General features: G+C 62.9%; 14 protein-coding genes. 4 read left to right on the forward strand and 10 right to left on the reverse strand.

Annotated elements, in window-relative coordinates; all coding sequences use genetic code 11:
* The first annotated feature begins 156 nt into the window (after positions 1-156).
* Positions 157-1287, forward strand: a complete 1131-nt coding sequence (locus XpruCFBP8353_RS21200) for a PA0069 family radical SAM protein (RefSeq protein ID WP_101364996.1) — start codon at positions 157-159, stop codon at positions 1285-1287.
* A 123-nt stretch (positions 1288-1410) separates the two neighbouring features.
* Here the strand turns inward: XpruCFBP8353_RS21200 and XpruCFBP8353_RS21205 are convergent, their stop codons facing one another.
* Positions 1411-1776: a DUF1330 domain-containing protein gene (locus tag XpruCFBP8353_RS21205; protein ID WP_101364997.1), complete on the reverse strand. Its 366-nt coding sequence runs from the start codon at positions 1774-1776 to the stop codon at positions 1411-1413.
* 49 nt (positions 1777-1825) lie between these two features.
* The gene (locus tag XpruCFBP8353_RS21210) at positions 1826-2545 is read right to left on the reverse strand and encodes a helix-turn-helix transcriptional regulator (RefSeq protein ID WP_101364998.1); all 720 of its coding nucleotides are present in this window, start codon (positions 2543-2545) and stop codon (positions 1826-1828) included.
* A 332-nt stretch (positions 2546-2877) separates the two neighbouring features.
* On the opposite strand from XpruCFBP8353_RS21210, the gene cls reads away from it, so the two are divergent.
* From cls to XpruCFBP8353_RS21225, 3 genes are all read left to right on the forward strand, one after another.
* Complete coding sequence (gene cls / locus XpruCFBP8353_RS21215; protein WP_101364999.1) at positions 2878-4338, forward strand: cardiolipin synthase; 1461 nt, start codon at positions 2878-2880, stop codon at positions 4336-4338.
* 74 nt (positions 4339-4412) lie between these two features.
* Positions 4413-4682, forward strand: a complete 270-nt coding sequence (locus XpruCFBP8353_RS21220) for a hypothetical protein (protein WP_019301610.1) — start codon at positions 4413-4415, stop codon at positions 4680-4682.
* Positions 4683-4692: 10 nt separating this feature from the next.
* Positions 4693-5460 carry a pyridoxine 5'-phosphate synthase gene (locus XpruCFBP8353_RS21225; protein ID WP_101365000.1) on the forward strand — a complete coding sequence of 256 codons (768 nt, stop codon included), beginning with the start codon at positions 4693-4695 and terminating at the stop codon, positions 5458-5460.
* A gap of 248 nt (positions 5461-5708) precedes the next feature.
* On the opposite strand, the gene XpruCFBP8353_RS21230 is transcribed toward XpruCFBP8353_RS21225, so the two are convergent.
* The 8 genes from XpruCFBP8353_RS21230 to XpruCFBP8353_RS21265 form a co-directional block, all read right to left on the reverse strand.
* Entirely contained in the window at positions 5709-6116 is a 408-nt protein-coding gene (locus tag XpruCFBP8353_RS21230) for an ExbD/TolR family protein (RefSeq protein ID WP_101365001.1), read from the reverse strand.
* Between the two features lie 586 nt (positions 6117-6702).
* The gene (locus tag XpruCFBP8353_RS21235) at positions 6703-7116 is read right to left on the reverse strand and encodes an ExbD/TolR family protein (protein ID WP_005912449.1); all 414 of its coding nucleotides are present in this window, start codon (positions 7114-7116) and stop codon (positions 6703-6705) included.
* A 3-nt stretch (positions 7117-7119) separates the two neighbouring features.
* Entirely contained in the window at positions 7120-7542 is a 423-nt protein-coding gene (locus XpruCFBP8353_RS21240; protein ID WP_101365002.1) for an ExbD/TolR family protein, read from the reverse strand.
* A gap of 46 nt (positions 7543-7588) precedes the next feature.
* Positions 7589-8350: a TonB-system energizer ExbB gene (gene exbB, locus XpruCFBP8353_RS21245; protein ID WP_005912445.1), complete on the reverse strand. Its 762-nt coding sequence runs from the start codon at positions 8348-8350 to the stop codon at positions 7589-7591.
* Between the two features lie 84 nt (positions 8351-8434).
* Positions 8435-9106 carry an energy transducer TonB gene (locus XpruCFBP8353_RS21250; protein ID WP_005912443.1) on the reverse strand — a complete coding sequence of 224 codons (672 nt, stop codon included), beginning with the start codon at positions 9104-9106 and terminating at the stop codon, positions 8435-8437.
* A gap of 152 nt (positions 9107-9258) precedes the next feature.
* Entirely contained in the window at positions 9259-10452 is a 1194-nt protein-coding gene (locus XpruCFBP8353_RS21255; protein WP_101365003.1) for a tetratricopeptide repeat protein, read from the reverse strand.
* 276 nt (positions 10453-10728) lie between these two features.
* On the reverse strand, positions 10729-11535 hold the full coding sequence (locus XpruCFBP8353_RS21260) for a M48 family metallopeptidase (RefSeq protein ID WP_101365004.1): 807 nt from the start codon (positions 11533-11535) through the stop codon (positions 10729-10731).
* Between the two features lie 186 nt (positions 11536-11721).
* Entirely contained in the window at positions 11722-12558 is an 837-nt protein-coding gene (locus XpruCFBP8353_RS21265; protein ID WP_101365005.1) for a CPBP family intramembrane glutamic endopeptidase, read from the reverse strand.
* Between the last annotated feature and the right edge of the window lie 66 nt (positions 12559-12624).

Genomic DNA, 12624 nt, shown 5'->3' on the forward strand with positions numbered 1-12624 from the left:
TGAAGACCGATGGGCACTGCGAGCTGAGTGCCGACACACGGCGTGCTCACGTTTGCTTTGCGCACCGTCGCGCTGCCTGTGCGGTCGCACGATGGGTCCGCTTCATTGCGGAGTGTCTGACTTGCGGTACGCGTTGTTAGCATTAATACTAACAACATGCGAACGAAGCTTCCCAACGCGAGCACGCCCAATCCAACCGATCGAGATGTCCGCAGCTCGCGAACGGTGATCAAGGGCCGCGGCACCACTGCCTACGTGCCCGGTCGCTTCTCGGTCACCACTGCCACGGAGATCGACGACGGGTGGGACACCTTCGACGCCGAGGCCGAGACTGCCGTTCGTCCCAAGACCGTGGTGGCCGAAGAAGTCGCACGCAGCATCATCAGCCGCAACAACTCGCCCGACATTGGGTTTTCGCAGTCGGTGAACCCGTACCGCGGCTGTGAGCACGGCTGCGTGTACTGCTTTGCCAGGCCATCGCACGCGTATCTGGATCTGTCGCCCGGCCTGGATTTCGAAACGCGGATCTTCGCCAAGCCCAACGCTGCAGCCCTGCTGCGTGCAGAAATCGCACGCCCGTCCTACCAGTGCTCGCCGATCGCGTTGGGGATCAATACCGATGCCTACCAGCCGACCGAGCGGCGCCTGGGTATTTCCCGGCAATGCCTGGACGTCCTGGCAGAGGCCCGGCATCCCGTCAGCTTCGTGACCAAGGCAGCATTGATCGAACGCGACCTCGATGTGCTTGCCGGGATGGCGCAGCACAACCTGGTGTCGGTGTATTTCTCGGTCACCACGCTCGACAATCGTCTTGCGGCAAAGATGGAGCCGCGCGCCGCGGGGCCGCACGCACGGCTACGCGCCATGCAGACGCTACACGCTGCCGGCGTGCCGGTCGGCGTCCTGGTCGCTCCGGTGATCCCGATGATCAACGACAAGGAACTCGAGCGCATCCTGGAAGCGGCCGCGGCCCATGGCGCACGCTCGGCCGGATACGTGTTGCTGCGCTTGCCGCACGAGCTCACCCAGGTATGGCGCGAGTGGCTTGAGCTGCATTACCCGGATCGCGCCAAGCATGTCATGAGCCTGATCCAGCAGATGCGTGGCGGCAAGGACTACGACAGTCGCTTCGGCAAGCGCATGGTTGGCGAAGGCCCGTTTGCAGAGCTGATCGCGCAACGGTTTTCCATCGCGTATCGGCGCCTTGGATTCGGGCGATTGCCAAGGCTCGATACCACGCAGTTCCGTCCGCCCAAACCGGACACGCCGCAATTGGATTTGTTTTGATCTTGTCGGTGCTGCGGTGCCCGCTTCGACATGGGCTTCGACACGCGTGCGCCGTAGGTTCGACCCGAAGACGGCAACGTTGCGCGATCGCCGGCAACACCCTGCAACACGTCCAGCAGGTGGCTACAACGTGATGCCGTGGAAGGGTTGCAGCACGATATCGGCAATGGCCGAACGTCCGACCTCGAACGCTTCTTGATACTGCGCGTCGGCAATCATGTGCTTGAAGGCAGATCGACTCGGGTACTGCACCAGCGTCACCGCATCCCACGCCTGCGCCTGTCCCGCGGTCAGCACCGGCAGGCCATCGCCGCTGAAGACGATGCGTGCGCCAAACCGGGCAAGAATCGGCTCGGCCAGTCGTAGATACTGGTGATAGCGCTGGCGGCCACCATCGGGCTCGAAGCGAATCAGGTTCAACATGCCGATCGCCAAAGTGTCCTCGTTGTCCAGGAATGCACCGAGCGCATCAGGTGAAAACGCAACCATGTAGATCTCCTTGGTCTGGCTTCCTCGGAAGGGAAGCGGCCAACAAACGCTAGCGTTGCGTCGTGCCAGAAACTGTCAGCAGCGAACGCCAGTCCCGATCCTGTTGCCGCCATTGTTTCACCAGCGCTTGGCGCGACTGCGGATAACGCTCTTCCAGCAGTGCCTGCACATGCAAGCGATCGACACGGAAATGCCGAAAGGCGACACGGCGCTCACACCAGGCCGCCAGGACGCGTACCTCGTCGAAGTAGACCAGGGCGATCGGCCAGACGATGCGCTCCGACGGCGCGTTTTGCGCATCGACATAGCCAATCGCGAGTTTGCATTGCCGACGGATGGCATCGCGCAATACGGCAGTTTGCGGGTGGTCGGTCCGCTCGGATGTGGAGGCGGCGGTGAGAATCGCCGGCGGCGCCATGTCTGTGCCCGCGCCATGCTTTCTGGCCGATAGGATCTTCGTCAAAGCGCTTTCACCGCATGTGGCCAATGCAGGATCGGCCCGTTGTCTGACCCAATCCAGGCCAAGCATGACCGCATCCAGTTCCTCCTGCGAGAAGGCGAGCGGCGGCAGGAAAAATCCCGGTTTCAGATAATAGCCAACGCCGGCTTGTCCCTCCAACGGCGCACCGAGCGCGCGCAAGGTGTCGATATCCCGGTAGACGCTCCGCTGCGATACACCCAACTCGGAGGCCAACGCAGCTGCCGACACCGGCAATCTATGCGCACGCAACAGGCCGAGCAATTCAAACAGGCGAGTTGTCCTGGACATCCATCAGCCTTCGCGCGGCAGCCTTGTTTCCCGCGCGCATCGTAGCGTGCCGGCAAGGCCGGCCTTGGTTGTCACCGCAGCGCTGCCGCGCGTTTGTCGATCTTCGATGCAGCGCGATCCAGCGATGCCTAGCGGGTGACATGCACGCTGAGATAGGCATGGGCAAGAGGCCGACGGTACCGGAGGGGGCACGTGTAGCGCCTGCCTGATGGGCGGCAGGACGAGCAAAGCGGTATTGGCAGCGTTGGGGAGGCTCTGCTGCTGCCGTCGCGTCGGTCACACGGGCAGCCTGCGGTCATCGCAACGCGGCGTGCGCCCCGTAGAATCCGCGCATGTTCGCATTTGCACAGAGCGCGTGGGATTGGCTGGCCAACGCTCCCCACCTTGAAGCGCTCCTTCTCGCCGCCTATGTGCTGTACCTGCTGTGGATCGCCGGCTGGATCGTGCTGCAAAAGCGCGAGCCGGTGGCCACGCTGAGCTGGGTGCTGTCGCTGGCGGCATTGCCGTACTTGGGACTGCTGATCTACTACTGGCTGGGTCCGCAAAAGGTCAAACGGCAGCGGCTGCGGCGCGGACGCTCGCGCTCGGGCATGGAGAGCTACAGCAGCGTCTGCCCTCCGGATGCCGACTGCACCGAGCTGGCCAAGATCGCCCAGTCCACCACCGGGCTGGCGCCCAGCAGCGCCACCGAAGTGCATTGGCTGGTCGATGGCGCTGCCACGTACGGCGCCATCATCGAAGCGATTGGTCATGCGCGCGACCATATCCATCTGGAGTACTACATCTTCCAGCCCGACCACAGCGGCACCGCGATCTGCGATGCGCTGATGGAACGTGCCCGTGCCGGGGTCAAGGTGCGCCTGCTGATGGATGCGATCGGCTCATCGGCGATGACCCGACGCGCCTTGCGCACGCTGCGCGAGGCCGGGGTAGAAACCGCCTGGTTCCATCCCTCGCAGTTGCTCAAGCCATTCAAGCGGCCGTGGTTGAACCTGCGCACCCACCGCAAGGTGATCGTGATCGATGGCCGCGTCGGCTTCACCGGCGGCATCAACGTCACCGACGACGAGAACGAGCAGGTGCGTCACGATGCCTATCGCGATCTGCACGTGCGCCTGCAGGGCCATGTGGTGCGCAGCCTGCAGCTGGTGTTCCTGGAAGACTGGCTCTATGCCACCGGCCAGGGCCGCGCGGCCTTCCACGGCCAGCAGCTATGGCCCGACGATGTGCCCACCCGTGCGCAGGGCACGGTGGATGCGCAGGTGCTGGTGTCCGGCCCGGATTCGTCCTGGGAAGCGATCCACCGCCTGATGGTCGCAGCCATCCATGAGGCCAAGCACCGGGTGTGGCTGGTTACCCCGTATTTCGTGCCCGGCGAAGCCGCGCGCATGGCGCTGACCTCGGCCGCGCTCGGCGGGCTGGACGTGCGCCTGCTGGTGCCGCGGGTGAGCGATTCGCGCCTGGTCACTTATGCGGCACGCTCGTATTTCGACGAGCTGCTGGAAGCCGGCGTGCGCATCTACGAATACGGTCCGCGCATGCTGCATACCAAGGCGCTATTGGCCGACAACGACGTCTGCATCGTCGGCAGCGCCAATTTCGACAGCCGCAGCTTCCGGCTCAATTTCGAATTGTCGATGCTGTTCCGCGACCAGGCGGTGGCGGCGGAGATGGCCGGGCTGATCGGCACCGACATGGCACAGGCGCAGGAAGTGCGCTTTGTGCGGCATCGGCCGTTATGGCGTTCACGCCTGCCGGAAGCGTTCGCGCGGCTGTTGTCGCCGCTGCTCTGACCAACGGCGCGGCGCCCACATGGAACCGCGCCGTGCCCGGCGCTACACTGCGGCCACTCAACGGGGAGCTCGTCATGCACTGGCTGTTTCTGCTTATGGCACTGGGTGCGCTGGTGCTGGCCTTCAGCACGCCGCACGTGTGGTTGCTGGTGGTTTCGCTGCTGGTGGCGTTGCTGCTGCTGCTGTTGTGGACGCGCGGCTGGTTCGCCTCGCGCATGGACGACACCCAGCGCGATACCCGCAGCATGATCGATCCGGCCGAGCTGCGCCGCCTGCGCGAGCTGGCAGAAGCACGCAAGTCGGCCGCGCTGGCCGCTGCGCGCGACAGCGAGCCGCAGGCCTGACGGCGACCGCATGACCACCCAGCTCAGCGTCAACGTCAACAAGATCGCGGTGCTGCGCAATTCGCGCGGCGGCACCGACCCGGACGTGGTGCAGGCTGCACGCACCTGCATCGCCGCCGGTGCGCACGGCATCACCGTGCACCCGCGCCCGGACCAACGTCATATCCGTGCCGACGACGTCTTCGCACTCAGCGCGCTGACGCGTGAGCATGCGGTGGAATTCAATATCGAAGGCAACCCGTTCGCACCGCCACGCGCGGGCTATCCGGGGTTGCTGGCGTTATGCCGTGCCACGCGCCCGGAGCAGATCACCCTGGTACCGGATGGCGACGGGCAACTGACCTCCGACCACGGCTTCGATTTTACGCAGGACACCACCCAACTTGCCGCGCTGATCGCCACGTTCAAGGCCCTCGGTAGCCGTGTCAGCCTGTTCGTGGATGCCGGCAACCCGGACATCGCCCGCGCGGCCGCACTTGGCGCAGATCGCATCGAGTTGTACACCGGCCCGTATGCCCACGCGCATGCCAGCGGGCAGGCAGCTACCGCATTGGCACTGTTCGCCGATGCCGCGCAGCATGCCGGTGCCGCCGGCCTGGGCGTCAATGCCGGACACGATTTATCGCAAACCAATCTCGGCGATTTTCTCGCCGCTGTGCCGGGTGTGCTCGAAGTGTCCATTGGCCACGCCTTGATCAGCGAAGCCCTGTATCAAGGATTGGAGGCGAGCGTGCGCGGCTACGTCGACATTCTGCATGGCAGCCACGTCAGCGCTTGAGTTCATGCGGTAACGTCGGTGTCCGCTGATCCATCCCTGTGTTGACGATCCATGCATCTACGTGCGGTGTGTGCTGGACAGGAACATGACGACGGGCGTTTCGTTAGTTATTGCGACCTGCGAGTAACACCGTTAATCGCTCGCCGTGCCTGGGAGCGTTCAAAGACGCGATGCGGCGCCTGGGCGACCGCATCGCGCGTTGTTGCATTCACTGCGCGTGATCAGTGCAACGCGCTCTGGGAACACCATTACTGCACGAAGGCGATGCGCTGCACCTGCGCGTTCTTTGCGGCCGCCAGCACGCCAGCCATCGCTGCATACTCGGCATCCGCACTTGCCGCGATGCGTAGTTCTGGCTGATTTCCGGCGGTTTCCTGCATCTGCTCGATTAGCCTGGACTGGAGTTGCTGCAGCGTCACTGGACTGGCATTCCAGAACAGTTGGCCGTCGGCATCCACGCGCAATGCGATGGGTGCGGGTGGCTCCGGCCGTGTCGTCGCTTGCGAACTGTGCTGCGGCAAATCGACCGTGATGGTTCGCGTCACCATCGGCGCGGTCACGATGAAGATAATCAACAACACCAACATGACATCCACCAACGGCGTGACATTGATCTCCGCCAGTGGTCCCCGATTCCCTGCCATACTGAAAGCCATGACTGCCTCCGGTGCTGTTGTGATCGTGGGTGCTGCATGGCCGAGCATACACCTGCCACCAACGCCAGCAACTCAAACGCAAGACCGCACTCAAGCCCAGCGGCTCCCTGCAGAGCGCAGCATCGTCAGGGCAACGGGAGACCTGCTCGTTGTTGAATGCATCGAAGGGCTGGGGCAAATCCATGCAGGAACGATAAGACGATCACGTCGGCTGTCGATCGTTCACGACTCGCTGGCTGGCAGACGGACGTCGGGGTGATGTCACGCTATGCAGCAGCGAAAGATCCACCCGTCATACGTCTCGCTGGCAGACGACACGGCAAAAAGCCTTCGCATAATTAATGCGCGTAGGGGCTGGTTTTCGCGCCAATCCAATCATTGCGTGCCCACTGGGCTGCTCACCATCTGAAAGCGAATCACCGCAGCGCTTTACTGCAGCTCTCGCTCATTGGCTAGGGCGCAATGTGATCGAGATCGCTGCACCACAGGCATGGTTGCACTACGCACACAGCAAAAAAAAACGCCACCGTTTCCGGTGGCGTTGCAGTCGCGTCATGACTGTTGTGTTGCGGTCTTGCAGATACGTTTACTGCTGCATGAAGCCGATTTTCTTCATCTGCGAGTTCTTCGCAGCGGCCAGCACCTTGGCCATCACTTCGTACTCCGCATCCGGATTTGCATCGATGCGCAGTTCCGGCTGATTGGTCGGATCGGCCTGCACCACTTCTTCCATCTTCTGTTGCAACACATCGACCGGAGTCGGACTGTTGTTCCAGAACACCTGGTTGCTGGCGTCGATCCGCAATTCGATCGGCGGCGGCGGTTCGGTCGTCTGCGGTGGCGGGTTGAGCACCCGCTGCGGCAGATCCACGGCGATCGGGTAGGTCATGATCGGCGCGGTGACGATGAAGATGATCAGCAGCACCAGCATCACGTCCACGAGGGGCGTGACGTTGATGTCGGCCATCGGCCCACGGCTTCCACCAGTACTAAATGCCATGGCTTACTGCCCCTTCACTTTGGTTGCAACGAAACCGACGTCCAGCATGCCCTGACCCTGCGCGATCTTGGTGATCTCGTTGATCGTACGCATCTTGGTCGTGCGATCGCCACGCAAATTGAGCGGCGGCTGCGGGGTCTGCTGCGCAGCGGTGGACAGGCGCGACTCCAAGGCTTCCTTGGAAATCGGCTCGTCGTTCCAGTACAGCGACCCATCTTCCTTGACGGCCAGGGTGATCGGCGCGGCGCGCTTCTCCGCATCTTCCTTCTGGATCAAGTTGGCCTGTGGCAGGTCCACCTTGATCTTATGGGACATCAGCGGCGCCGTAATGATGAAGATGATCAGCAGCACCAGCATGACGTCCACGAGGGGCGTCACGTTGATGTCGGCCATCGGGCCACCGCTGTTTCCACTACTGAAGGCCATAACGGGCTCCGTCTAAATCGTTGCGAAGGCGTTCTTGACAACCGGATTAGCGAACGCGCGAACCAGTGGCGAAGAAGTCGTGCAGGTCGTGGGCAAAGGTGTCGAACTTGGCGATCACCGAGCTGTTGACCTTGGAGAAGAAGTTGAACGCGAACACGGCCGGGATTGCGACGAACAGACCGATCGCGGTCATGATCAGCGCTTCACCCACCGGGCCGGCAACGGCGTCGATGGAGGCCGAACCGGTTGCACCGATCTTGATCAGCGCGCCGTAGATGCCCCACACCGTACCGAGCAGACCGACGAACGGCGCGGTCGCACCGACGGTGGCCAGCAGGGTCATGCCCGACTGCAGCTTGGTGCTTTCGCGGGTCACGGCCTGACGCAGGGCGCGATCGACGAATTCCGAACGGCTCAGGCTCTCGCCCAGGCCACCGGTGCTGCCTTCGGCGCGCTGGTGGTGAGCAGCAGCCTGGGCTGCGTCCAGTGCGATCTTGGAGAACGGCTCGGAAGCCGGCTGTTCTTCCATGGCGCGGATCGCGTCCTGTGCATTCGGGGCATCCCAGAACGCGGTGGTGACGCGGTCAGCCGCGCTCTTCAGACGGGTGGCGCGGAAGATGTTGATGACAGTCCAGTACCAGGAGGCAGCGGACATGGCGATCAGGGTGATCAACACGACCCAAGACACGGCGAAGTCGCCGGGGCTGGAGGTCATTTCGGTGATCAAGTGCTCGAAGCCCATCTGCGACAGAGCGGCCGACGGATTGGAGCCCCCTGCAGCGGCGGCGATAAAGAATTCCTGCAGCATGACGCTTACCTTTGTTGTGTGTGGTGATGAAGGGTGGAGCGAAAGGAAGACAGGATCCTGGGCCGACCGTGGCCGGCCCGTGGATCAGTTCAGAGCAAAGTTGACCGGGACGCGGACACGTCCGGCGGCTTTCTGCCCGTTGACAGTGGAGGCGTTGAACTTCCACTTGCGTGCTGCGTCCATCGCGGCACGGTCAAGGTCGCGGTTGCGGCTGGACTTTTCGACCGACACGTTGGTCACGTTGCCGCTGGCATCCACATCCACGATCAGGATGACCTCACCTTGGACACCGGCACGGAATGCAGCCGGCGGATACTTCGGTGGGTTCATGTTCTTGGACGAGATATCGACGCTGGCGCCAATGTCGCTCGGCGGAGCCGGCGGGCTCGGCGGGCTCGGCGGCGTGACGATATCGCTCGGACGCGGTTCGGGAACGTCGACGACCGGAGCTTCCGGCGGCGGCGGAACCGGTGACGGCTTCGGCGGCGACAGATTCTTGACCGGCGGCGGCGGCTTGTCTTCCGGCGGCGGCGGCGGCGGCGGCGGCGGGGGAGGAGGCGGTGCATCCACCAAGGTGACCATGGTGGTGCGCTCCTTCTCTGCCGGAGCCTTCGGCGCCACTGCAGGGATCAGCAACATCATCAGTGCAGTGAGGTGCAAAGCAATTACAAAAGCAATGCCGATAATGCGGGCCCAGCTCAGACCCTGGTTCCCGGCATCATAGTCATGCCTGTGGATAACGAGTTGTTCCGTCATGCGCCAATGGCTCTTTCAGTGGGGGCCCGGATCACTGTGATGATCCCCAGGTTTTCGGACGGCTTTGACACCGCAGGAACTCCCAAGCTTATACCAATCCCGAGTCCTGTAACCACTAAAAACACAGGGATTTCGGGGGTTTATTTTCTTTTTTACTTCAGGTTGATGATCTTCTTGGCGTCTTCGGGTTTTTTAACACCCTTGGCGATCGCCTGCTGTGCGGCCTGCTTGGCCTCCGGGATGCGACCTTCCGAGTGCAGCACCTTGGCAAGGTTCAAATACGTCTCGCCATCCTTGGAAAGCGGTGCGGCCTTCTGCCAGTTTTCGATCGCCTTCGGCACATCGTCGCTGTAGTAATACGACTGTGCCAGCGCGAGGTATGTCTGATAATCAGGCTTGAGGATGCCTTTTTGCATACCCTCATTGATGACGGCGATGACGTCCTTTTCTTTGTTCTCGGTGTTGGCGTAGATGGAATACAACTGCTTGTATTCCTTTTCTTCGGTCAACTGCCCGGCGGCACGCAGCTTGTCCATCACGGCTGCGGCCTTGTCCATCTGGTCGGCCTGCATGTACATGCTGGCCAGGTTGAGCTGGGCCTTCTTGTCGTTCGGCGTCTTGGCGGCGAGCGCCTCGGCGGCCGCGACGGCTTCACCGGTCTGGCCGGCTTCGGCGTAGGACGCCATCAGCAACTGGTTCCAGGTGTCCTTGGGTTCGGGCGAGGCAGCAATGGCCTGCTTCAACACCGGAATCGCTTCCTTGTAGCGCTCGGCCTGGTACAGCGCCTGGCCCTTTAGGATCAGATCTTCCGGACGCTGCGACTTGCTCTCTTCCAGGTACTTGTCCAGCGTGGCCAGACCTTCGGCCTGCTGGTCGTCCTGCATCTGCAACTGCGCCAGCATCAGCATCGACTGGAACTGGCCATTGTTGTCCAGCGCGTTCAGGCCGATGGCCTGCTGCAGATACTTCTTGGCAGCAGCGGTGTCGTCCAGGTTGTAAGCAGCCTGCGCAGCGAGCTGTGCGGCCAGCGCTTTGTCAGCGTCGTTGGCAGCGCTGTTGGCCAGGATCTCATCGGCCTGGGTGCGCACGCCCGGATAGTCTTCGCCCTTGTTGAAGGTTTCGATCAGCTTCTGCAGCTTGCTGCTCAACTTCGAGGACGGCTTGATCGTCGGTGCCTGACGGGTCGACTGCGGGTACAGCTCCTCCGCCTTGCCGCTTTTGGATTTGCGGCTGGCGCGTTCGGAGGAACGGTCCGACTGCGCGACCGCATCGGTGACGACAGCCCCACCCAGCGACGCGGCAATGAACAGGGACAACAGGGCTTGCTTGCGGTTGAGCAGTTTCATGTTTCACCTCGGACGATCCGCCGTCGGGCGGTACGAAAAGCGGAATAGGCGCTGTACGAAAAATCTGAGCCGGCAAACTTAGCAGAAAGTCTCAGTTCCCGAAAACGGTTTCCATGTTGTGGTGCGACAAGCGGGAAGGTGGAACAGACGTCTTAGCGCAACTAACAGCCAGTCATTGGTCGCGACGTCTGCTGCCGCAGTGTAATCGGGCAGGCGTTGGATCCAGGTCAGTCGCCGCACGGATTCAGGAAAGCCGGGCAGATGCTGTTAGCGGCTCTAGCCACAACGCGGCACGCGCCCGGCCTGCTTGGCCTGCTGGTAGACCGGTTCGAGCTGGCCAACGTCGGCCTGCAGTTCGCGGATGCGGTTGGCAGGGTCTGGGTGGGTCGACAACCACTGGGGTTGGCGATTGCCGCTGGCGGCCATCATGTTCTGCCACAGCGTCACCGCCTGGGCCGGATCGAACCCCGCCTGGGCCATCAGACGTTGGCCAACGACATCGGCTTCGCTTTCCTGGGTGCGCGAACCGGGCAGCAGGAACACTGTCTGGGCAGTCATACCGCCAACCTGATTGACCGCGCTGGCCGCCCCGTCGCCATAGGCGGCGCCGGCGAGCGCGCCGATGATGCCCAGGCCGGTCTGCGCACCGAGCTGACGGGTGATGCGCTCTTCGTGATGGCGCGAGATGACGTGGCCGATCTCGTGCCCGAGCACAGCGGCGAGCTGATCCTGCGTCTTGGCCACGGTGAAGATACCGGTGTTCACACCAACCTTTCCACCGGGCAGGGCGAACGCATTGGCTTCGTTATCCACGAACAGCGCGGTTTCCCACTTGGTCTGGCGCCATTGCGGCGGCAGTTGCGCCACCAGCGAATTGACTACGCACTGCACGTAAGCGTTCTGCTTGGCGTCGGTACTGACTTTTTCCTTGGCCTTGGTCTGCGCGAAAGACTGCGCGCCCAACTGGTCCAATTGCTGTTGCGACACGCCACCCACCACCTGTCGGCGGCCGGTTGGCGAAGTTGTGGTGGCACACGCCGTCAGTGCAAGCACGGCAACAACGGTCAACAGCTTGGCTTTCATTCGATCCCCCTAGAACCATGGAGGCATTTTGGCAGGCTCGTCTTAACTTTTCGTCAAACGGCCCGTGCGGCCCATAACGCGCACGTGTGCGGTAGCGATTGGGACTGCGGAGAGTGCGGGTCACTTCTGTCGTCAGGTCCCGTCGCGCTGCGGTGGCAGCGCAGTCGCGGGTAGCCGCTATTGGGCTCAGCCAAGCCCGAAAAAGTACAAGGCTGCCAGCGCAGTGGCGTTATTGATGCCATGCGCGGCGATCGGTGCCCACAGCGTGCCGGTGCGCCAATACAGCCACGCGAACGCCGCGCCCATACTGCCGTACACCAGCCACAGCTGGGCGATGGCGGCAGGGCCGTTTCCGCTGATGCCGGGAACTTCATGCACCAGGGCGAAAATCGCGCCGCTCAGCACGATGCCCAGCCATGGGCGGCCGGCACTGAGCAGGCGCCCGAACAGCACGCGCCGGAACAGCAATTCCTCGTAGGCCGGCGCGATGACCACCGCAAACAGCGTCAATGCCAGCGGCCAGTGTTGGAGCGCTTCTTCCATCAACGGCAGGTTGGTCGGCACCGGTTTGATGCCCAGCGCCGAAGCCGCCACGCTGACCAGATTGCTGAGCAGGAATACGGCAGCGGCAATCAGGGCAGTCCAGCCCCAGGTGGAAGCGCGCCGCGCGGCAGCCCGCGAGGCGGTTTGTTCGGCAGCAGTGGCACGGCGACGCCAGTAGTACAGCAGCAGCGCCGGCGTGGCCGTGCTGACCAGCGCGGTGAGCAGCTGCACCAGTACACCGGGCTGGCCGATGGCGGCCATGACTTCGGTAGAGGACGGCGTCAGGCCTTGCGCCCTGGCCGCCTGCACATGGCTAAAGCCACGCATCGCGCCCCACAACGCAAAGCCCGCCACGCTGAGCGTTAGCAACAGGCCGGCGGCGATGAGCGCGTCGACCCAAAACCCCACGAGCACGGGCAGCAGGGGCGGCTTGCCGGCAACCGAGCGCGGTGCCGGGGGCGGTGAAAGATCTGTGCTCATCGTCGTCCTGCGAACACAGCCCCGACCAACACGCCGCGATCGCGCTGTGCTGGTCGGGGCTGGCGG

Origin of the sequence: Xanthomonas prunicola, from assembly GCF_002846205.1 — a bacterium.
Classification (GTDB): Bacteria; Pseudomonadota; Gammaproteobacteria; order Xanthomonadales; family Xanthomonadaceae; genus Xanthomonas; species Xanthomonas prunicola.

Coding starts and splice junctions, on each gene's coding strand:
- XpruCFBP8353_RS21200 (WP_101364996.1), top strand. CDS start 157: ATGCGAACGAAGCTTCCCAACGCGAGCACGCCCAATCCAACCGATCGA.
- XpruCFBP8353_RS21205 (WP_101364997.1), bottom strand. CDS start 1,776: ATGGTTGCGTTTTCACCTGATGCGCTCGGTGCATTCCTGGACAACGAG.
- XpruCFBP8353_RS21210 (WP_101364998.1), bottom strand. CDS start 2,545: ATGTCCAGGACAACTCGCCTGTTTGAATTGCTCGGCCTGTTGCGTGCG.
- cls (WP_101364999.1), top strand. CDS start 2,878: ATGTTCGCATTTGCACAGAGCGCGTGGGATTGGCTGGCCAACGCTCCC.
- XpruCFBP8353_RS21220 (WP_019301610.1), top strand. CDS start 4,413: ATGCACTGGCTGTTTCTGCTTATGGCACTGGGTGCGCTGGTGCTGGCC.
- XpruCFBP8353_RS21225 (WP_101365000.1), top strand. CDS start 4,693: ATGACCACCCAGCTCAGCGTCAACGTCAACAAGATCGCGGTGCTGCGC.
- XpruCFBP8353_RS21230 (WP_101365001.1), bottom strand. CDS start 6,116: ATGGCTTTCAGTATGGCAGGGAATCGGGGACCACTGGCGGAGATCAAT.
- XpruCFBP8353_RS21235 (WP_005912449.1), bottom strand. CDS start 7,116: ATGGCATTTAGTACTGGTGGAAGCCGTGGGCCGATGGCCGACATCAAC.
- XpruCFBP8353_RS21240 (WP_101365002.1), bottom strand. CDS start 7,542: ATGGCCTTCAGTAGTGGAAACAGCGGTGGCCCGATGGCCGACATCAAC.
- exbB (WP_005912445.1), bottom strand. CDS start 8,350: ATGCTGCAGGAATTCTTTATCGCCGCCGCTGCAGGGGGCTCCAATCCG.
- XpruCFBP8353_RS21250 (WP_005912443.1), bottom strand. CDS start 9,106: ATGACGGAACAACTCGTTATCCACAGGCATGACTATGATGCCGGGAAC.
- XpruCFBP8353_RS21255 (WP_101365003.1), bottom strand. CDS start 10,452: ATGAAACTGCTCAACCGCAAGCAAGCCCTGTTGTCCCTGTTCATTGCC.
- XpruCFBP8353_RS21260 (WP_101365004.1), bottom strand. CDS start 11,535: ATGAAAGCCAAGCTGTTGACCGTTGTTGCCGTGCTTGCACTGACGGCG.
- XpruCFBP8353_RS21265 (WP_101365005.1), bottom strand. CDS start 12,558: ATGAGCACAGATCTTTCACCGCCCCCGGCACCGCGCTCGGTTGCCGGC.